Annotated in this window: 19 protein-coding genes; 14 read left to right on the top strand and 5 right to left on the bottom strand. The window is 71.5% G+C overall.

Translation table 11 applies throughout. The annotated features are described in order from the left end of the window. Nucleotides 1–30: 30 nt before the first annotated feature. Nucleotides 31–843, bottom strand: a complete 813-nt coding sequence (locus tag AC4IJH_RS18260) for a hypothetical protein (protein WP_490852802.1) — start codon at nt 841–843, stop codon at nt 31–33. Between the two features lie 521 nt (nt 844–1364). On the opposite strand from AC4IJH_RS18260, the gene AC4IJH_RS18265 reads away from it, so the two are divergent. Beyond that, nucleotides 1365–2195 carry a phosphotransferase family protein gene (locus tag AC4IJH_RS18265; RefSeq protein ID WP_490852844.1) on the top strand — a complete coding sequence of 277 codons (831 nt, stop codon included), beginning with the start codon at nt 1365–1367 and terminating at the stop codon, nt 2193–2195. Beyond that, complete coding sequence (locus AC4IJH_RS18270) at nt 2192–4321, top strand: ABC transporter ATP-binding protein (RefSeq protein WP_490852803.1); 2130 nt, start codon at nt 2192–2194, stop codon at nt 4319–4321. Before AC4IJH_RS18265 ends, AC4IJH_RS18270 begins: the two co-directional genes overlap by 4 nt. Before the next feature lie 12 nt (nt 4322–4333). On the opposite strand, the gene AC4IJH_RS18275 is transcribed toward AC4IJH_RS18270, so the two are convergent. Both AC4IJH_RS18275 and AC4IJH_RS18280 read right to left on the bottom strand, forming a co-directional pair. Next, on the bottom strand, nt 4334–4624 hold the full coding sequence (locus AC4IJH_RS18275; RefSeq protein ID WP_490852804.1) for a hypothetical protein: 291 nt from the start codon (nt 4622–4624) through the stop codon (nt 4334–4336). A gap of 132 nt (nt 4625–4756) precedes the next feature. Then, nucleotides 4757–5011 (bottom strand): hypothetical protein, encoded by a 255-nt coding sequence (locus AC4IJH_RS18280; protein ID WP_490852805.1) that lies wholly within the window; start codon nt 5009–5011, stop codon nt 4757–4759. A gap of 225 nt (nt 5012–5236) precedes the next feature. On the opposite strand from AC4IJH_RS18280, the gene AC4IJH_RS18285 reads away from it, so the two are divergent. Beyond that, a complete protein-coding gene (locus AC4IJH_RS18285) occupies nt 5237–5998 on the top strand; it encodes an AfsR/SARP family transcriptional regulator (RefSeq protein WP_490852806.1) in 762 nt (253 codons plus the stop codon). Nucleotides 5999–6057: 59 nt separating this feature from the next. Here the strand turns inward: AC4IJH_RS18285 and AC4IJH_RS18290 are convergent, their stop codons facing one another. Next, nucleotides 6058–7092 carry a bifunctional lysylphosphatidylglycerol flippase/synthetase MprF gene (locus AC4IJH_RS18290; protein WP_490852807.1) on the bottom strand — a complete coding sequence of 345 codons (1035 nt, stop codon included), beginning with the start codon at nt 7090–7092 and terminating at the stop codon, nt 6058–6060. Between the two features lie 202 nt (nt 7093–7294). On the opposite strand from AC4IJH_RS18290, the gene AC4IJH_RS18295 reads away from it, so the two are divergent. The 11 genes from AC4IJH_RS18295 to AC4IJH_RS18345 all read left to right on the top strand — a co-directional run bounded on the left by AC4IJH_RS18295 (nt 7295) and on the right by AC4IJH_RS18345 (nt 17812). Beyond that, nucleotides 7295–8992 (top strand): aldehyde dehydrogenase family protein, encoded by a 1698-nt coding sequence (locus tag AC4IJH_RS18295; protein ID WP_490852808.1) that lies wholly within the window; start codon nt 7295–7297, stop codon nt 8990–8992. A gap of 58 nt (nt 8993–9050) precedes the next feature. Continuing rightward, entirely contained in the window at nt 9051–10187 is a 1137-nt protein-coding gene (locus AC4IJH_RS18300) for an acyl-CoA dehydrogenase (RefSeq protein WP_490852809.1), read from the top strand. A gap of 45 nt (nt 10188–10232) precedes the next feature. Beyond that, nucleotides 10233–11546 carry an aspartate aminotransferase family protein gene (locus AC4IJH_RS18305; protein WP_490852810.1) on the top strand — a complete coding sequence of 438 codons (1314 nt, stop codon included), beginning with the start codon at nt 10233–10235 and terminating at the stop codon, nt 11544–11546. Next, nucleotides 11539–12018: a type II toxin-antitoxin system RatA family toxin gene (locus AC4IJH_RS18310; RefSeq protein WP_490852811.1), complete on the top strand. Its 480-nt coding sequence runs from the start codon at nt 11539–11541 to the stop codon at nt 12016–12018. Before AC4IJH_RS18305 ends, AC4IJH_RS18310 begins: the two co-directional genes overlap by 8 nt. Continuing rightward, nucleotides 12018–12545 carry a hypothetical protein gene (locus AC4IJH_RS18315; RefSeq protein WP_490852812.1) on the top strand — a complete coding sequence of 176 codons (528 nt, stop codon included), beginning with the start codon at nt 12018–12020 and terminating at the stop codon, nt 12543–12545. Before AC4IJH_RS18310 ends, AC4IJH_RS18315 begins: the two co-directional genes overlap by 1 nt. Then, nucleotides 12542–13093 carry a flavin reductase family protein gene (locus AC4IJH_RS18320; RefSeq protein WP_490852813.1) on the top strand — a complete coding sequence of 184 codons (552 nt, stop codon included), beginning with the start codon at nt 12542–12544 and terminating at the stop codon, nt 13091–13093. Before AC4IJH_RS18315 ends, AC4IJH_RS18320 begins: the two co-directional genes overlap by 4 nt. A gap of 2 nt (nt 13094–13095) precedes the next feature. Next, complete coding sequence (locus AC4IJH_RS18325) at nt 13096–14058, top strand: VlmB-like protein (RefSeq protein WP_490852814.1); 963 nt, start codon at nt 13096–13098, stop codon at nt 14056–14058. Then, nucleotides 14055–15218, top strand: a complete 1164-nt coding sequence (locus AC4IJH_RS18330) for a fatty acid desaturase family protein (RefSeq protein WP_490852815.1) — start codon at nt 14055–14057, stop codon at nt 15216–15218. The genes AC4IJH_RS18325 and AC4IJH_RS18330 overlap by 4 nt, the downstream gene beginning before the upstream one ends. Then, complete coding sequence (locus AC4IJH_RS18335) at nt 15215–16216, top strand: beta-ketoacyl-ACP synthase III (RefSeq protein ID WP_490852816.1); 1002 nt, start codon at nt 15215–15217, stop codon at nt 16214–16216. The genes AC4IJH_RS18330 and AC4IJH_RS18335 overlap by 4 nt, the downstream gene beginning before the upstream one ends. 118 nt (nt 16217–16334) lie before the next feature. Beyond that, nucleotides 16335–16577 (top strand): acyl carrier protein, encoded by a 243-nt coding sequence (locus tag AC4IJH_RS18340; RefSeq protein WP_490852817.1) that lies wholly within the window; start codon nt 16335–16337, stop codon nt 16575–16577. Continuing rightward, a complete protein-coding gene (locus AC4IJH_RS18345; protein WP_490852818.1) occupies nt 16574–17812 on the top strand; it encodes a beta-ketoacyl-[acyl-carrier-protein] synthase family protein in 1239 nt (412 codons plus the stop codon). Before AC4IJH_RS18340 ends, AC4IJH_RS18345 begins: the two co-directional genes overlap by 4 nt. Here the strand turns inward: AC4IJH_RS18345 and AC4IJH_RS18350 are convergent. After that, complete coding sequence (locus AC4IJH_RS18350) at nt 17799–18581, bottom strand: AfsR/SARP family transcriptional regulator (RefSeq protein WP_490852819.1); 783 nt, start codon at nt 18579–18581, stop codon at nt 17799–17801. The genes AC4IJH_RS18345 and AC4IJH_RS18350 overlap by 14 nt on opposite strands. Between the last annotated feature and the right edge of the window lie 190 nt (nt 18582–18771).

Below are 18771 nucleotides of genomic sequence, written 5' to 3' on the forward strand. Positions count from 1 at the left end.
CGTGTTCTCCCCCGTCGCATGCGCACCTGCTCACCAACTCATCAGGCGAGTCCTGAGGTGGGAAGTGCGCGGAGCGGGCTGTGCGCCGAGCTCCGGTACGCGGTGGCGCAGCACCCGGACCCCGAGCGGGACGAGCACCAGGCACAGGGCGCCTGCGGCGATGACGTCAACGAGCAGGCTCTCCTTGAGGGCACCCATCCACATCACGCCCGCCCACAGGAAGAGCAGCCCGCGCCCGGCTCCGAACACCCCCGCCCGGAAGGCGCCGACCGCCAGCAGCAGCGCTCCGAGGTACTGCACCGTGGCGGCGATCACCGGTATCCGCCATGGCCCGTACGCGATGTCGGTATAGGAGGTCAGCACGGTGCTGGTGGCCTCCTGCAGGCCCATGGCCCGGGTGAGCTGGAAGGCCGTCTGGTCCACCCCCGCGTAGTAGAGGCGCGCCATCAGCCCGATGACCAACAGCGTGCCTCCGCAGCGGGCCAGGCGCGGCGAGCGGACCGCGACGATCCGCGCGAGGGAGGCCACGGCGGGCCACAGGAGTATGGCCCCGGCGGCGAAGACGGCGTATCCGGCCGTGACCAGAGCCTGATTCTCTCGGTAGGCCGCCAACTGTCCCATCGCGGCGAAGGGTTGGGTGTCGAATTCCTCCAACTGTGCTGAGGAGAAGGTGCCCGAGTGGAGCACGAGATGACGCAGGAGCAGTCCCGCGAACCATGCGAGGGGGGCGGCCAGCAGCGCGATCCCGCCGATCAGCCGCCCCGGGAACCAGCTGGTGTCACGGGATGCGGTGGATGCGGTGGCCGTCCCGGTTCGATCGGTGAGGGTGTGTTTCTGCGTCATGACCACAGCGTGCCGGGCCCGCCGTTTCGCCCGCGTCGGCCGATCGACACCTTCGGATGTCTCTTTAGTAGCAGGCGGGGGGTACCCGGCAATCCCCGGATCGGGTGGCCGTCCACGCTCGGGTGAATCGCACACCGTCCGGGACGGGGTCTGCCGAGAGCTGGTAGGCCCCTTGGCCTTGTTGTCGAAGTTGTCGAACTTTTGCCGGAGAAAGCGCCCCGTCGGGGCCGTGACGGTCACCCGCGGGCGTCGTTTTTCCGAGCATCCGTCCGAACCGGCGTCAACCGAGGAGGGGCAGTGCGAGCCATGTTGAAGATCATCCGTGCGCGCTTTTTGTTCGAGAGGGATCACTCGGTGCTGCTCGTGAAGCACCCGCCCGGTGGCGTGTGCGCCATCGTCGGGCGTACGTGCGCCGGTGGGGGGTGGGCGTGGTGAGCGTACGCGTCGCAGAGCGTGGGCCCGACGTGTTGCCGGACGGGCTGCGGGGGTGGGTGCGGCGGGAGATCGGTGAGGTCGGCAGGGTGCGGGAGATCTCGCGGGAGAGTGCGGGCTCCCGTTTGTGGGAGGTGATGCGTGGGGATCGGGTTCGCTTCTTCCTCAAGGTTGCGGCGACGGCCGCCTTTTATACCCGTGAGACGCATGCCTACCGGTACGCCGTGCCCGCGCTCGGGTACGCGCGTGCGCCGCAGCTCAGGGCCAGTAACCCCGAGCACCTGGCGCTGTTGGTGACCGCTGTGCCCGGCAGGTGTGCCGACGCGCTGCCGCCGAGTGCGGCGGACCGGGTGGGGATGCATCTGCAGGCAGGCCGTCTGCTGCGGCAACTGCACGACACGGCAGGGTCGTTCGGGGCCGCTGGTGCGGCGCAAGAGGCGGCGGCCGAGGCGGATCTGCGGGCAAGAGCCTTTGCCATGGAGGAGCAGTTGGTGCGGGTCCGTGGGCTTCTCAGTGGCGAGGAGCGGCTGATGGCCGGGCGGCAGGCCGCGCTGCTGGCGCACTGCCCCGCGCTGCCCGTGGCGTTCGTCCACGGTGACGTACGGGAGAGCAACTTCCTCTGGGACAAAGAGGGTTGCCGTCTGGCGATCGTCGACTACGGGCGCGCGCGGGTCGCCTGTGCGGTCGGCGATCTGGTGCGGCTCAGCCGTGGGCCCTGGGCGGCCCGGCCCCGGCTCAGGGTCGCGTTTCTGTCCGGCTACGGACGGGAGTTGACCGCCGATGAGCGGCGCGCGCTGCCCGCGCTGGCGGCGGCGGACGCGGTGAGCGCTCTGGCGCGGGGGAGCCGTACCGCGGACACACAGGGCCTGGTCAGGGCCCGCGCCACCATCGATGCGCTGATGAACGGAGGACACCGGTGAGCGACAGGGCCAGTGGCGGGGGCGACAAGGCCGGGGGTGCGGGCAAGAGGGCCGACGGTGGCAAGAGGGCCGACGGTGGCAAGAGGGCCGACGGTGGCAAGAAGGCTAATGGCGCCGACGATCAGCCCCCCGGCACCGGCCGGCCCCCCGGTGCCGACGACTGCGCGCCGCCCTCGGAGTCCGAACACCTGCTGTTCGGCGGCCGGTTGCGGCACGACTTCGCCTGGATGCGCCACGAGAACGCCTTCCTGGAACTGGGGCTGCTGGCCATGGTGGCGCGGCTGCCGCATCTGCTCGCGCTCACCGCCCGGCTCGCCCACCGTGCCGACGCCCGCGCGCTGCGGGCCGTGGTGGCAGCGGAGTTGGGGCTGGGGGCGGTGCAGGCGGTGGGGATGGTCGCGGTCAACGCCGTACTGGCCGCGCTGCTCGCCTCGGGCGCGACCGCGGAGCGGCTGGTGAGCGCCTTTCCCGGGCTGCTGGTGGTCGGTGCGGTCGGGGTGCTGGGCGCGCTGTTCAAGGCGATGTCGACGATGGGCACCGGGCGGCTGGAGCCGAAGGTCGAACGGGTCGCCACCGAGCTGTACCTGGCGGCGGCGCAGAAGGTGGAGATGTCCGCGGTCGAGGACGCGGAGTTCCACAAGCGGCTGGAGAGCGCGCGGTTCGGTGCGGCCTCGGCCCGCCGGATGATCCGCTACAGCACTTCGGTGATCAACGCACTGCTGTCGTTCATCGCCTCGGCCGGGGTGCTGACCGTGCTGCACCCCGTCCTGCTGCCGCTGATCGTGGCCATGACGCTGCCCAGCGCATGGGCGGCGCTGACCGTCGCCCGGCGCCGCTACCAGTCCTATCTGGCGTGGATGCAGCACGCCCGCGCCGGACGGCTGATCAGTGATCTGCTGACCTCGGCGCAGGCCGCCGCCGAGATCCGGGTGCACGGCATCGGGGACTTCCTGCTGCGGCACTTCCGCCTGATGGCCGAGGACTCCGAGCACGAGCAGTCCCGCCTCGCCCGCCTCGCCGCGCGCACCGGCCTGATCGCCGCCGCGTGGGGCGGCGTCGCCCACCTGATGACGTTCGGGGCGCTGGGCTGGTTCCTGTGGAGCGGCGCCATGGCCCTGTCGGTGGGCGGGACGGCGGTCATCGCGATCCGGACCGGCGGCGCGGCCCTCGACTCCCTCGTACGGCAGATCAACTACCTGCACGAGGAGGCCCTGTTCGTCGGCGATCTGGACCACATCCGTACGGAGGCCGACCAGCGCGCGATTCCCGCGGGCGGGCGCGAACTGCCGGAGCGCATCGAGGAGATCCGTTTCGAGGGCGTCTCCTTCGCCTACTCCGGCAGCACCTCACCCGCGCTGGACAAGGTGGACCTGGTCATCCCGGCCGGGAAGATCGTCGCGCTGGTGGGCAGCAACGGCTCGGGCAAGACCACCGCCGTCAAACTCCTGGCCGGGCTCTACGTCCCCGACGAGGGGCGCGTCCTGGTGGGCGGGGTCGCCACCGACGAGGCCGACCGGCAGCAGCTGTTCTCGCGCGTCTCCTCCGTCAGCCAGGACTTCTACCGCTGGCCGTTCACCGCCCGCGCCAACATCGCCATCGGCCGCCCCGGCACCCCCATCACCGACGAACGGCTGCGCGCCGCCGTGGCGTACGCCGACGCACACGACGTGATCGAGGATCTGCCGCGCGGCCTGGACACCCTGCTGGCCCGCGGCTACCAGGACGGGCACAGTCTCTCCGGCGGGCAGTGGCAGAAGCTGGCCATTGCCCGCGCCCGCTACCGGGCCGGGGAGATCTTCGTGGTGGACGAACCCACCGCCGCGCTGGACGCGGAGGCCGAACAGGAGGTCTTCACCAAGATCCGCAATCTGGCGGCTTCCGGCCAGACCACCGTCCTGATCACCCACCGGCTGCACTCCGTACGCCACGCCGACCTCATCTACCACCTGGAGGGCGGCCGCGTCATCGAGTACGGCACCTTCCAGGAACTGATGCACCCGCGCCCCGGTGCCCCCGGCCGCTTCCGCCACATGTACGAGCTCCAGCGCCGCCAGTTCCACCTGGACGACGGGCCCACCCTCCCCGCCCAGAACACCGGCCGCCTCGTCGAGGGGGACCTGCGGTGAGGGCGCAGGAGGTCAGTCGGACGCGAGGACGGGGACGGTGGCGCCCCCGCCCTCGCGGACGGCGTCGACGGTGGCCTGGTGGACGGCCCGGCTGTGGTCCTCGGAGCGCGCGGGGACGGGGCTGCCGGACAGGGTGAACCAGTCCAGCGCCCCGGTGTACTGCACCGTCACCAGTGCCAGGCCGTCGGAGGCGGACCATGTCGTGTGCACGGTCAGATCGCCGCTGATGACACCGGCCTCCTCGGTGATCACCCCGCCGGGGCCGCTGATGACACCGGGGGTCGTCCATGAAGCCCATGTCATGGCGCTCCGCCTCTCCTCGCCGTCCGCCCGGACCTTTACCCAAGGATGTCGATTACTCCATATTCGTGCATCTTGTGGTGGCTCGTGACGCGCGTGCGGGGAGGGCGGGGAGTGGCCCGGAGGCGGGCCCCGTCAGGGGTGCCGGCCCTGGGCCACGGTGCGGAAGATGCCGTTGACGAGGCTGGAGAGGGTGTCGAGGGAGCCCACGGTGAGATCCGCCGCGGGCTCCTCGGCGCGTGCAGGTGCCATCGAGGTGCCGGGGCTTTTCGGGCCGTCGTGCCGGGTGTTTCCCGAGTGTCGAACTTCTTTCTGATTCAACGGTCGGAATTCATGGTCCGGTACCGGCTCTGACAAATTCTCGGATGTGTCGTGCTCGATATTGATCAATTGCGGCCTCCGGGTACGGACTTTGTGACGCGCGTAGGGCGGACTTCCTGGCTCACTCCGCAGATCTTGGCCTGCGGGATTTTCGTTGACCGTGTTTCTTCAGGGCGCTACTCTTCGCGGGGAGTTCTCCTGTAGGGTGGAGGGTTCTGACATGGACATGTAGTGTTCATGTCGCACGTGTGCGGTGCCGCCAGCGCCGAACACGTCTGAAACGGGGGCAAGTACATGCATGTCAATCTCCTGGGTGCTCTGGAGTTAATAGAAGACGGGGTTTCGGTCGATCTGCCGGGCGAAAAACTTCGGGCCATCGTCGCCACCTTGGCGCTTTCTCCCGGAGTTTCCGTACCGTCCAGCGACCTCATCGACGAATTGTGGGGAGAGCGGCCTCCGCGAAATGCCGCAAATTCCCTGCAAGGGCATGTCGCACGGCTGCGCCGCATTCTCGCGGAGGAATCCGGCAAGCCGCATATGCGCGATCTGATAGCGACCACCAATTCCGGCTACGTGATGCGCATCAACGCCGGGGACGTGGACGCGCTGCGATTCGACCGCTGTGTCGTATCCGTGGAACGCCTGGAGAACGTCTCCGCGCAGCAGGTGATGGAACTGCTCACCGACGCGCTGTCGCTGTGGCGGGGCCCGGCACTCCTGGACGCCGGGCACGGGATGATCTGCCGGACCGCCTACGCGGGGCTGGAGGAAACCCGGCTGATCGCCAGGGAACGGCTGATCGACGCCAAACTCTCCCTCGGGCTGCACCGCATGGCCGCTCCCGAGATAGAGCGGCTGTGTATGCAGTACCCGCTGCGCGAGCGGTTCTGCGAGCAGCTGATGACGGCGCTGTACCGGTCCGGGCGGCAGGCGGAGGCGCTGGACGCGTACCAGCGCATGCGGTACCGGCTGGCACACGAACTCGGGCTCGAACCGAGTCGGCGGCTGCGGGCCGTGTTCCACGAGTTGCTGCGCGGCACGCCCGTACGGAGCTGAGTCCGCACCGCTTGAACCGGGCGCTTTCGAGGCGACCGCCGCCGGGCCGCCGGTCGGCCTCATAACGACCTGGTGACCCGGAGGATCTTCCAGACGGCACCGGCGCTGGGTTTGCCCTCGAAGGCCAGATAGTCGGGGAGCACCTCGTGTGCTCCCCACTTCTGCTTGTAGGCGAGCTGGCTGCGCGCGGGGTAGACCGCGCCGCCCCGCTCGGCCATCAGGCGCATGAACCGCGCCGTCCACGGGCTGTGACCGGGCAGCTCATGACGCGCGTCCAGGCCCGTGAACGGGGTGAAGCCGAAGTGCAGCCAGCCCGCGCCCTCCTGGCGGAAGGTCTGCAGGGCGGTGGAGTTGAGGGCCTCCATCACCCCCGGCGGCACCTCGGGCAGCCGCCGGCTGAGGTCGTGCAGCCAGCCGGGGCGCGAACCGTAGGCGGGGGAGTAGGAGATGTACGCGACGGGGGCGCCGTCCAGCAGGCCGACGAAGAGCCGCCGGTGGCGCTGGCCGCTGCCGCCCAGCTGGCCCACCAGGAATTCGATTTCCTTGACGTGCCGGCCCTTGGCCCGCAGCCAGGCCCGGTCGATCTGCGCCAACTGCCGCGCGTACGTCGCCAACGGTGCTTCCCGCACCCGCAGTCCGCTGCGCTCGGCACGGGAGATCTTGTTGCGCAGCTTGACGAACTTCGTGCCGCGCAACGAGAAGTCGGAGATGTCCAGGGAGTAGGAGGCGCCCACCTGGTTCACCGTGAACCCCTCGGCGTGGAAAAGCCGGGCATCCGCCGACTGGAGCTGCACGCCGACGATACGGCACCGCGCCACACGGGCGAACTGCCGGAAATCCGCCAGCAGTGCCCGCCTGCGGTCCTCGGGGGCGAAGACGCCGCCGAACTGCAGCAGATACCGGCCGGCCCGGCGATAGGCGATGAAACCTTCCTCACCACGCGCCGAGAAGAATTCATTACCCGAGTTGAGGGCCAGGAAGGCGCTGGAATGGTCCGCGTATTTCTCCAGGGCCGACCGCGCCCGTGCATACGTTTCGCCGATGGGGGCACCGGAGGAGTGGACCAGCTCCGGACGCACCGCGGTCCGCTTCATACGGGAACCGTCCTTAGTCTCGCCCTGTGCAGGTAGCGGCAAAACTAGCAAGGCCCGCACTGCGGCGGCTGAAAGCCCCGTTTCAGTGGCCTCTCAGTGGCTTCTCAGGCCGAACTGCCAGTGTTCACCGTGACGTTCCGGATTTTTTCCGCGGAAATCCTCGGGGAAAGACCGGGAGCAGACGGAGAAACGAGGACATGGCGTGAGCGTGGGGAGTACGCAGGAATCCCGCCCGGAGCCGAAACGGCAGGCGCCGGGCACCCGGCCGCCGGCACCATGGCGCTCCTACCGCTCCTACGTGGGCGGAGAGACGCTGGACCACGACGCCTGGATCTATGTCGTGGACGCCCAGGCCCTGTTGGACGACGCCTTCGCGAGCCTGACGCTCAAGCGGAAGCTGGAGCAGGGGCGCATCCCGCCGCCCGCGCCCGACTCCCCGCCGCCGGGCATCGTGGGCCGGGTCGCCAAGGCAGACCGGGCCACCGTGCAGCGCGCGGTGACGGCCGCCGCGTGCGCCGCGCCGCTCTGGGGCGCCGTCCCGCTCCAGATCCGGCTGGACAAACTCGGCGAACTGCTCTGCCGCCGGCTCGCCGAACGCGCCGAGGAGATCACCCGCATCCTGGTCGCCGAGGGGCACCCCCTCGCACTGGCCCGCTGGCAGGTCTCCGGCATGCTGGAGTGCTTCGGCCCGGAGTCGGTCGGCTTCTACCGCTCCCAGCTGCTCCAGGAATTCCGCCACGGCGAGCGCCGCATCCAGGTGCGCCGCCGCCCCGACGGCGTGGTGTGCCTGACCCCGCCGCACAACGCCCCGCTCTCCAGCGCCCTGCTCGGCATCACCGCCGTCATGGGCGGCAACACCCTGGTCGTACGGGCCCCGCGCAGCGCGCCGCTCGGCGTGATGTACGTCCTGCACGAGGTGGTGGTGCCCGTACTGGAGGAGATCGGCGCCCCGCCCGGCACCCTGAACATGGTGTGCGGCGACCCCGGCCCGATGCTCTCGGTGTGGGTGGACAGCCCCCAGGTCGACGACATCATGTACTTCGGCAACAGCGAGCACGGGATGCGCTTCCAGCAGCGCTGCGTGGCCGCCGGCAAGAAGCCGGTCCTCGAACTCTCCGGCAACGACGTGGTCGTGGTCTGGAAGGACGCCGACCTGGACCTGGCCGCCGAGGCCCTGACCGAGAGCTTCTACGGCTCCGGGCAGCTGTGCATGATCCCCAACCAGGTGCTGGTGCACCCGGACGCCGCCGAGGGCCTGATCAGCCGCCTGGTCCGTAACATCGGCCATATCCGCCCCGGCAGCCCCAGGGAGGAGGACGTACTGCTCACCCCGGTGCTGCGCAACGAGCAGTTCTTCGCCTGCCTGAAGGACGCCCTGGACAAGGGCGCCGAACTCATCTGCGGCGGCCACGCGATGCAGGCCGACGAGAGCCGGGACGCGGCGGGCATCTTCCTGGAGCCCACCGTCGTGGCCGTACGCGGCATCGAGGGCGCCCGGGAGATCGAGGCCGTACGGCACGAGACCTTCTTCCCGCTGCTGCCCCTGGTGATCGCCGAACCCGCCCCGGACGACGTCCAGTTGGAGCGGTTCATCGACTACGTCAACAGCAACGAGTACGGCCTGCGCAACTCCGTGTGGTCCCGCTGCGCCCAGGTGGGCGACGCCTTCGTGGAGCGGGTCCACACCGGCGGACTGCTGAAGATCAACGACTCTCACATCGGCTTCCTGCCCTATCTGCCCACGCACGGCGGCACCGGCCTGACCGGTGGGGTCTTCGGCGAGGCCAACTACCCGATCCTGCGCACCACCCACCTGCAGGGCGTCTGTGTCAGCCCCGGATCGCGGCCCAGGGACGCGGTGTTCGGCGCCTGGCGGGCGCTGCGCGGACACCGGCCGTGAAACAGCGCGCCCCCCCGCGACCCCACTCGCTTTCCACCCCGAGGAGCCGCGAACTCTCATGCGTTCACTGGATGCAGCACGCGCCACCTGTGAGGCGTTCCTGCCGGGCCTGCTGGACGAGCTGCGCGCCGTCCCGCTGCCCGAACTGGAGAGCCCCGACAGCCCTGCCATCGGCCTCTTCCGCTCCCACGGCGGACCCGGCCTGGTCATCCCCAAGGCCTACGCGGGAGCGGGCGCCGACCCGCTCCAGGCCCTGGAGATCACCCGCGCGCTGGCGGCCACCGCGCCCTCCCTCGCGGTCGGCACCACCATGCACCACTTCTCGGTGGCCACCCTCTTCTCCCTGGCCGAGAGCCTCAAGAGCAGCGGCATGGAATGGGCCCTGCTGGAGGGCATCAGCGAGCAGAACCTCCTGGTCGCCTCCGGGTTCGCCGAAGGCCGCCCGGGCCAGGGCATCCTGACCCCCACCATGCGCGCCCGCGCCGTGGACGGCGGCTACGCGGTCGACGGCGCCAAGAAGCCCTGCAGCCTGTCCCGTTCGATGGACCTGCTCACCGCCAGCGTGGCGCTGCCGCGCGCCGACGGCGCGAGCGACATGGCGGTGCTGCTGGTCCCGCGCCAGAGCGAGGGCATCACCGTGCACCCGTTCTGGTCCAGCTGGGCGCTGGCCGGCGCGGAGAGCGACGAGATCCGGCTCACCGACGTCTTCGTCGACGAACGGCAGGTCATGCGCACCGAACTCGGCGAGGACGGCGAGCTGGACGAGCTCCAGACGGTCGGCTTCATCTGGTTCGAACTGCTCATCTCCGCCTCGTACGTCGGCATCGCCAGCGCCCTGGTGGAACGCGTGGTGGAACGCGGGCGCGGCAGCGACTCCGACCGCGCCCAGCTGGTCGCCGGGCTGGAGTCGGCGATGCTGCTGCTGGAGGGCGCCGCCCGCATGATCATGGACGGGGAGAGCGGCAACACCGCGCTGGGCAAGGCCCTGCTGGCGCGCTACGGCGCCCAGGACGCGCTGGGCGACGCCGTACGGCGGGCCGTGGAGGCCCTCGGCGGCATGGCGTTCATCGGCTCCCCCGACGTCGCCTACCTCGCCGCCGCCTCGCACGGCCTGGGCTTCCACCCGCCCTCCCGCGCGAGCTTCACCGGCCCCTTCCTGGACCACGTCGCGGGCCGTCCGCTGCGACTGACCTGACAACGGCGGACGACAGCCAGAGGACCACAGGAGAGGACCACAGCGATGAGCACCGCACCGGCCACCGGACCCGACACCTGGGCGTACGACAGGGCGACCTTGAACCGGCTGTACCGCACCCGGCTGAACAAGGGCCGCGCCGTGCTCGGCGAGATGTTCGGCGGGCTGGTGGAAGTCGCCTCCCAGGGCGCCTGGGTGACCACGGCGGACGGCAGGCGCCTGCTGAACTGCGGCGGCTACGGCGTCCTGCTGGTCGGCGCCCGCCACCCCACCGTCGTACGCCACGTCGAGGAACAACTGCACCGCAGCCCCGTCGCCACCCGGGTACTGCTCGAACCCCAGGTGGCGCTCGCGGCGGACGCGCTGGTGGAGGTGGCCCCGCCGGGCCTGGAGCGGGTGCACTTCGCCTGCTCGGGCGCCGAAGCGGTGGAGACCGCCGTCAAGATGGCGCGCACCCACGGCAAGGACCACCTCGTGGCGATGGAGGCGGGCTACCACGGCAAGACCATGGGAGCACTCAGCCTCACCGGCACCGACGTCTTCCAGGCCCCCTTCCGCCCCCTGCTGCCCCAGGTCACCCATGTGCCCTTCGGGGACGCCGGGGCGCTGGAGCGGGCGCTGGCCAAGGTGCCGGGCCGGGCCTGCGTGGTGGTCGAACCCGTCCAGGGCGAGGCCGGGGTGGTGCTGCCGCCCAAGGGCTATCTGCGCTCCGTACAGGAGGCCTGCCGCATCTACGACGCGTTCTTCGTGCTGGACGAGGTACAGACCGGGCTCGGCCGCCTCGGCACCTGGTTCGGCGCCGACCGCGAAGGCCTCACCCCCGACGCCCTGCTGGTGGGCAAGGGACTGAGCGGGGGAGTGGTGCCCGTATCGGCGGTGCTCGCCACGCCCCGGGCCTTCGCCGTCTTCGACCGCGACCCCTATCTGCACACCTCCACCTTCTCCGGCGTCCCGCTGGCCATGGCCGCGGCCCGCGGCGCGCTCCGGGCCATCAAGGAGGAGGGCCTGGTGGAGCGCGCCCGCGCGCTGGGCGAGGAACTCCTGCCCATCCTGCGCGGCATCCTGCGCGCCCACTTCGGCGACCTGGTACGCGAAGTACGCGGGCGCGGCCTGCTGCTGGGCGTGGAGTTCACCGAGCCGGGCATCGCGGGGGACCTGCTGATCGAACTGGTCTCGCGCGGCGTGGTCGCCAACCACTCGCTCAACTCGCACCTGGTGCTGCGGCTCACCCCGCCCGCGATCCTCACCCGCGCGGACGTGGCCTTCCTCTACGAGGCGTTCGACGGCGCCTGCCGGGCCCAGGCGGCCCGGTACGTCCTGACCGACACAACTGACAAGGGGGGTTCGGCTCATGCGTAGCGTTCACGTGGCCCTGGCCGTGCCGGACGGCGATCCGGCAGGCGTCTTCGACCGGATACGCAACTTCGGCGGCTATCCCGAACTGGTCCCCGTGGTACGGGCGGTGACCGTGCACGAGAGCGGCACCGACGCGGAGACCAGCGACTGGGAGGTGTACTTCCGCAACGGCATCCTGCGCTGGAGCGAGGAGGACCACTTCGACCGGGACGGGCTGCGCATCCACTTCGCCCAGCTGGACGGCGACTTCGAGTCCTTCAGCGGCACCTGGCGGGTGACCCGGCTGGAGACGGGCTGCCGGGTCGACTTCGGCGCCGAGTTCGACTTCGGCATCCCGAGCCTGGCCGGCATCCTCGACCCGGTCGCGGTACGCGTCTTCAAGGAGACCGTCGCCCGCATCGTCAGCGGGCTCTTCCCGGGCGCGAGCGTCCTCGGCGACGCGGCGGTCGCCGCCGCACTGGCGGGCAGCGCCTGATGGACACCAAGAACCTGTTCATGACGCCCGCCACCGCCCGCCTGGTGCGCGCGGAGTACGGCCTGGGCCTGGTGGTCTGCCTCGTGCTGTTCTTCGCCCACCTGGACGAGGTCCGCTGGCCGGCGGCCGTGGCGCTCTTCGTCTACATCGACCTCATCGGCTACCTGCCCGGCACCTACCGCTACCACCGCGACCGCGCCCGGGACCGCAGGGCGGGCGGTATTGGTCCCACCCGCATCCCCAAGGCCTACTACGTCCTCTACAACGTCATGCACAGCATGGTCACCCAGGGCCTGCTCGCCCTGGTGTGGATCACCGTATGGGGCTTCGAGTGGGCGCTGCTGGCGCTGCCCATCCACCTGCTGGGCGACCGGGCGCTGTTCGGCACCTTCCTCAAGCCCTTCGCGCTGAGCTTCGAGCCGGAGACACACCCCGCCTACCGGTGCCTGACCGGCGAGCTCGAAGGGCCCGCCACAGCGGCGGCGAAGACGAGCGCGCCGCGCCCGCTGCGGACCGGTACGCCATGACCGGGGCCACCGCACAGCGGCTGCGCCCGGCCTGGCCCCCCGCCCCCGCCCTACGGGCACCGGACATCGCCACCGAAGCCCTGGCCACCGGCGTGGCCGTACTCACCTGCGGCGCCGAGGCGGATGTGCAGGGCGTCACCGTCAGCACCCTGGCGCTCGCCTCGGTCCAGCCGCCGGTGGTCTCCATCGCCCTGCGCCGCGACAGCCGCGCACTGCGCACCCTGCTCGGCGCGGGCACCTTCGTCGTCAACGCCCTGGGCTCCCGCCAGGAGCCCCTGGCCCGCCACTTCGCCAGCCGGCGGCGGCCCGCCGGGCTCGGCCAGCTCGCCCCCGAGGCGTGGTCGGGGCGTACCGAGGAGGGCGTGCCCGTCCTGGACGGCGCCGTCGCCTGGCTCGCCTGCCACATCCAGCGCACCGTCCCCGTCGGGGACCACGAACTCGTCCTGGCCCGGGTGGACCGGGCCGTACGCGGCAGCGGCACCCCGTTGCTCACCTTCGCCGGCGGTCTGCATCCGCTGCCCGCCACCCCACCTCTGGAAAGGCAGTGACCATGGCGTCCACCGACTTCCCGGCCGAGGCCGACTGGGCCCGCGCACCGTCGCTGGTGGACGGGGCGGTCGGCCTGGACCTGACCGCGCAGTCCTGCTCGCTGCGGTACTGGCTGGGCGCGGTGCCCCAGGGCACCCTGCGCGGCCAGGTCCTGGGCCACGCCGACAGCGTCCGCCCGCACCGCGTCACCGCCGAGCCCGGACCGCTGAACACGGCGCTCACCCAGGAGCTGGCCTTCCGCTCGATCGCGGAGGAGAAGGCCACCCGCGCCATCGGCCACATGGTCGCGCTCGCACCCGACAACGAGACCCTGGAGTTCTACGCCACCCAGCTCCTGGACGAGGCGCGGCACGCCATGGTCTTCCGCAGCCACCTCCTCCAACTGGGCGTACCCGCTGGCGAGTTGTGGCGGACCGTCGACCGCCTGGCGGCCGCTGACCGGGACGCGATCCTGGTGCCCCTGGAGGAGTTCGGGCTGCGCGTACTGCGCGAGGAGCGCGACTTCATCGGCGGCGTGGTGGTGCTGACCGTCCTGGTCGAGGGCGTCCTCGCCCCGGCCGCCGAACTCAGCGAGCGCAAGTGGCGCGTCTTCGACCCGGCCGCCGCCGACATCGAGCGGGGCGCCGGGATCGACGAGATCCGGCATCTGACCGTGGGCAGCTCCATCGTGCGCGAGCACCTGCTCAAGCACCCCGAGGACCGCCGGCGCATCCAAGAACTGATGCGTGAGGGACAGGAGTTGTGGGACCGGCTGCCCGCACTCGCCATGCAGCGACGCCGTGAGGAGCTGTTCCAGCAGGGCATCGAGCGGCACGGCGACGTACTGGGCGACTACGAGGCCTGGCCGGGGCGCCGGCTGGCGGACACCACCGCCGAGGAGCGCATCGCCACCGGCCACGACTGGGCGCAGCGGATGATGCGCGCCCGCCTGGCCCACATGGGCCTGGAGGAGGCGACGGCATGACCCACCCCGACGACGGTACGGGCACCCCGCGCGCGGTGGTCCGCGACATCACGGACACCCCGGCGCGGCAGACCCCGCCGCCCGACTACGAAGAGATCACCCGACTGGTGCGCGGCGCCGGGCTGATGGACCGGCAGCCCGGCTACTACCTCTACAAGATCGCCGCGAACCTGGTGCTGCTCGCCGCCGCCTGGACCGCGTTCGTGCTGCTCGGCGACAGCTGGTGGCAGCTGGCCGTCGCGGCGCTGCTCGCCTTCTGCTTCGCCCAGACCGACCTGGTGGGCCACGACGCGGGACACCGGCAGATCTTCCGCACCCGCAAGGCCGGCGACGTGGTCGGCTATGTGCACGGCAACGTGCTCACCGGCGTCAGCTTCGGCTGGTGGGTGGGGCACCACACCCGGCACCACAACTACCCCAACCACCTCTCCCTGGACCCCGACATCCTGCGCCGCCAGGTGATCTTCACCGCCGAGGACCGCAGCAAGCGCACCGGCGCCGCGGGCCGGTTCATCGTGCGCCACCAGGCGTGGATGTTCTACGTACTGATCATGATGGAGGGGCTGCGGCTGCACCTGTCCGGCTATGTCGCCGCCCGCAAGGGCGCCCTCAAGCGCAACCAGGCCCTGGATCTGGGCCTCCTCTCCCTGCACCTGGCCGCCTATCTGGCCGCCGTCTTCCTGGTGCTGCCCCCGGGCAAGGCCGTCGCCTTCCTCGCCGTGCACCAGGCCCTGTTCGGCTTCTACATGGGCCTGCTGTTCGCGCCCAACCACAAGGGCCTGCCGGTGCGCGACGGCGAGAAGGAGGAGCTGGACTGGATCACCCGCCAGGTGGTCACCTCCCGCAACCTGCCGCCCGGCCTGGTCACCCACTTCTTCTACGGAGGGCTCAACTACCAGATAGAGCACCACCTCTTCCCCTCCATGCCGCGCCGCAACCTGCACCGCGCCCAGCCGCTGATCAAGGAGTACTGCCTGGGGCACGGACTGCCCTACGCAGAGGTCCCCGTCCTGCGCTCCTACCTCGATGTCTCCGACCACCTGGGCGAGGTCGGCCACCAAGTGCGCGTCCTGCAGCGCCGGGACGCCGCGCAGCGGCAGAACGCAGAGGGGCGGCAGGACACGGCGGGGCGCCAGGACACCGCCGGGGTGAGGCCATGAGCCGGGCGGCGGTGCTGCGCGGGCTCGGCACCTGGCTGCCGCCCCGGGTGGTCACCAACCACGATCTGGCGGCCGAACTGGACACCACCGACACCTGGATCCGCAGCCGTACGGGCATCGGCAGCCGCCATGTCGCCGACGCGGGCACGGCCACCTCCGACCTCGCGGTCGAGGCCGGGCGGCGGGCCCTGAAATCCGCGCAGGCCGACGGCGCGGACTGCGTGATCGTGGCGACCACCACGCCGGACCGCAGCTGCCCGGCCACCGCGCCGCTGGTCGCCGCCCGCCTCGGCCTGGGCACCCCGGCCGCCTTCGACGTCTCGGCCGTGTGCACCGGCTTCCTGTACGCGCTGGCCACCGGCGCCGGGCTGATCGCGGCAGGCCTGGCCGAACGGGTCCTGGTGGTGGGCGCGGACACCTTCTCCAGCATCCTGGACCCGCTCGACCGCTCCACCCGGGCGATCTTCGGCGACGGGGCGGGAGCGGTCGTCCTGAGCGCGGGGGAGAGCGAGGAACCCGGCGCGCTGGGCCCCTGGGACCTGGGCAGCGACGGCACCGGCAGCGAGCTGATCGCGGTGCCCTCGGGCGGCTCCCGCGACCCGTTCCGCGCCGCCACCGCCGCGGCGGCCGACCCGTACTTCCGCATGGCGGGCAAGGCCGTCTTCCGGCACGCCGTGGAGCGGATGGCCGACTCCGCGCTGCAGGTGGCCCACCGGGCCGGCTGGCCCGCGCGGAGCGTGGACGTGCTGGTGGCGCACCAGGCCAACCTGCGCATCCTGTACGCCGTCGCCGACCGCATGCGCCTGCCCAGGGAGCGCTGCGCCGTCAACGTCGACCGGGTCGGCAACACCGCCGCCGCCTCCATCCCGCTCGCCCTGGCCGACGCGATGGCCGACGGCTCGCTGCGCGGCGGCCACCGCGTGCTGATGACGGCCTTCGGCGGCGGCCTGGCCTGGGGCTCGTGCGCGGTCGACTGGCCCGAGCTGGTGCCCGTATGAGCCACCCGGGCACCGCCCAGGGTCCGCCCGCCGGCACCGGCGCCGCCCACCGAATCCGGCACCGGCCGCCCGCGGACGCGTGCCCCACACCTCGCCAACACGAACAGGAGAACACCCGATGAACGAGATCTACGAGCGCCTGGTGGGCCTGCTGGTCAGCGGATTCGGCCTGGAGGCCGCCGAGCTGGCCCCCGAACGGACCTTCAGTGAGCTGGAGATGGACTCCCTGGCCCTGGTCGAGCTGGGGCTCACCGCCCAGCAGGAGTTCGGCGTGCCCATAGGTGAGGAGGACATCCGGCCCGCGGACAGCATCGCCCAGGCCGCCAAGGTCATCGAGGCCAAGCTGGTGAGCCTGGCATGAACCGGGACCACCGGCCCTTCGACGCCGCGGTCACCGGCATCGGCATGGTGACCGCGGCCGGCACCGGCACGCGCGCGGCCTGGGAAGGAATCCGCGCGGGGGCGGCGACGGCGGCCGGTCCGGTCCCCGAACTGGCAGGAATCCCGGCCGACTTCGGCTGCGCGGTACGCGACTTCGCCGCGGCGAGCCCCATCGAGCGGCGCAAGGCCTGGCGGCTGGACCGCAGCAGCCAGTTCGCCCTCGCCGCCGCCGAGGAGGCGCTGGCCGACTCCGGGCTGGACCCCGCCACCTGGGACGGCGCCCGCGTCGGCGTCGTCCTGGGCAGCGGCATCGGCGGCGCCGCCACCTGGGAGAAACAGCACCGCACCCTGCTCACGGACGGGCCGCGGCGCGTCTCCTCGCTCCTCATCCCGATGCTGGCGATCAACATGGCCGCCGGGTACGTGGCCATGGAGTGCGGCGCCCGCGGGCCCAACTTCGTCACCTGCACCGCCTGCGCCTCGGGAACCACGGCCGTGGGCGCCGCCCGCGAACTGCTGCGCAGCGGCGCCTGCGACGTGGTGATCACCGGAGGGCACGAGGCGTGCCTGGTGCCCTCCATCATCTGCGGCTTCGGACAGATGGGAGCGCTCTCCGCCCGGCGCGGCGAACCGGCCGCCGCCTCCCGCCCGTTCGACACCGACCGCGACGGCTTCGTGCCCGCCGAGGGCGCCGCCGTACTCGTACTGGAACGGGCCGGTGCCGCCCGCGCCCGCGGCGCCCGCATCCGCGCCCTGGTCAGCGGCTACGGGGCCGCGGCCGACGCGTACAACGCCACCGCTCCCGACCCCGAGGGCGCCGGCGGCGAACTGGCGCTGCGGGCCGCCCTGGCGGACGCCGGGATCGGGCCCGCCGACGTGGACCACGTCAACGCGCACGGCACCGCGACGCCGCTCAACGACCTCGCGGAGGCGCGCCTGATCCGCCGGGTGCTGGGGGAGCGGCCCGCCGTCACCTCGGTCAAGGGTGTGCTGGGGCACGCGCTGGGCGCCGCCGGGGCGATCGAGGCGGCCGTCACGGCGCTGACCCTCCAGGACGGCGTCATCCCGCCGACGGCCAACCTGGACAGCCAGGACCCCCGCATCGAGATCGACGTCGTGGCCAAGGCCGGGCGCCCCTGCCGCCCCGAGGTCGCGGTCAGCAACTCCTTCGGCTTCGGCGGGCAGAACGCGGTGCTCGTCCTCACCCGTGCCTGACGGACGGCGCGCCGCGGGGCCGCAGGATCTGCTGGAGCTTGGCGCGCAGCGCGTCGCCCGGTTCCAGGCCCAGCTCGTGGGAGAGGCGGTGCCAGGTACGGCGGTAGACGTCCAGGGCCTCCGCCTGCCTGCCGGACTCGCACAGCGCCGTCATCAGCTGCTCCACGAACCGCTCGCGCAGCGGGTAGCGGACCGTGAGCTGTTCCAGCCGGGGCACGATGCCGCGGTGCAGCCCCAGGGCGAGCTGCGCGTCGAAGAGCCACTCCTGCGCGGTGAGGCGGGTCTCGGTGAGCCGGGTCCTGGCCAGCTCGCAGATCATGCCGCTGCCCGCGTCCATCAGCGCGGGCCCGTGCCAGCAATCCAGCGCCCGGGTGAGCAGCGCGACGGCTTCCTCGGGGCGTTCCGTACGCAATTTCTCCGCGCTGACCACCAGTTGGCAAAAGCTGATCGCATCCACCTGCGATTCGGGCAGCGCCATGCTGTACCCGGAGTGCGAGGTGCCGATCAGTGCCCGCCGGGCCTCTCCTCCGGTTTCCCCGGTGCCGGTGGCGATGATGCGCCGCAGCCGGGCCATGTGCCCGTGCAGGGAGTTCTCCGCGTCCAGCGGGAGCTTCTCCGCCCACAGCTCGTCGATCAATTCCGTGCGCGGCACCGTGCGGTTCGCGTGCAGTGCGAGTACCGCCGTGATCGCCCGCAGCTTTTCGCCGGGTATTCTCAAGGGGCGGCCCTCTTCCAGCAGTTCGAGCGGACCCAGAAGTTTCACCTGCATAGGAAGCTGTCCCTTCGCTCCGTTGTGCCCTCGCGTCACAAAGGACGCCGTACGGGCTTTTGCGGTGCGGGCGCTGGAATGTAAAGGTGTGGCCGCCGGGTGGGCGCTGCTCGACCGGCTGTGAATGTGCCGTGTCCGTGCACCGCCGGACTCTAGTTCTGGCCATGGCAGAGGGTCAATACTCGGCCGT

This window comes from Streptomyces sp. UF-297 (assembly GCF_058245575.1).

Excerpts from the sequence above, each read along its gene's own strand:
- AC4IJH_RS18275 (WP_490852804.1), bottom strand. The coding sequence starts at position 4,624 with ATGACATGGGCTTCATGGACGACCCCCGGTGTCATCAGCGGCCCCGGC.
- AC4IJH_RS18320 (WP_490852813.1), top strand. The coding sequence starts at position 12,542 with ATGACCGGGGCCACCGCACAGCGGCTGCGCCCGGCCTGGCCCCCCGCC.
- AC4IJH_RS18305 (WP_490852810.1), top strand. The coding sequence starts at position 10,233 with ATGAGCACCGCACCGGCCACCGGACCCGACACCTGGGCGTACGACAGG.
- AC4IJH_RS18290 (WP_490852807.1), bottom strand. The coding sequence starts at position 7,092 with ATGAAGCGGACCGCGGTGCGTCCGGAGCTGGTCCACTCCTCCGGTGCC.
- AC4IJH_RS18330 (WP_490852815.1), top strand. The coding sequence starts at position 14,055 with ATGACCCACCCCGACGACGGTACGGGCACCCCGCGCGCGGTGGTCCGC.
- AC4IJH_RS18350 (WP_490852819.1), bottom strand. The coding sequence starts at position 18,581 with ATGCAGGTGAAACTTCTGGGTCCGCTCGAACTGCTGGAAGAGGGCCGC.
- AC4IJH_RS18335 (WP_490852816.1), top strand. The coding sequence starts at position 15,215 with ATGAGCCGGGCGGCGGTGCTGCGCGGGCTCGGCACCTGGCTGCCGCCC.
- AC4IJH_RS18285 (WP_490852806.1), top strand. The coding sequence starts at position 5,237 with ATGCATGTCAATCTCCTGGGTGCTCTGGAGTTAATAGAAGACGGGGTT.
- AC4IJH_RS18345 (WP_490852818.1), top strand. The coding sequence starts at position 16,574 with ATGAACCGGGACCACCGGCCCTTCGACGCCGCGGTCACCGGCATCGGC.
- AC4IJH_RS18315 (WP_490852812.1), top strand. The coding sequence starts at position 12,018 with ATGGACACCAAGAACCTGTTCATGACGCCCGCCACCGCCCGCCTGGTG.
- AC4IJH_RS18260 (WP_490852802.1), bottom strand. The coding sequence starts at position 843 with ATGACGCAGAAACACACCCTCACCGATCGAACCGGGACGGCCACCGCA.
- AC4IJH_RS18340 (WP_490852817.1), top strand. The coding sequence starts at position 16,335 with ATGAACGAGATCTACGAGCGCCTGGTGGGCCTGCTGGTCAGCGGATTC.
- AC4IJH_RS18310 (WP_490852811.1), top strand. The coding sequence starts at position 11,539 with ATGCGTAGCGTTCACGTGGCCCTGGCCGTGCCGGACGGCGATCCGGCA.
- AC4IJH_RS18325 (WP_490852814.1), top strand. The coding sequence starts at position 13,096 with ATGGCGTCCACCGACTTCCCGGCCGAGGCCGACTGGGCCCGCGCACCG.
- AC4IJH_RS18300 (WP_490852809.1), top strand. The coding sequence starts at position 9,051 with ATGCGTTCACTGGATGCAGCACGCGCCACCTGTGAGGCGTTCCTGCCG.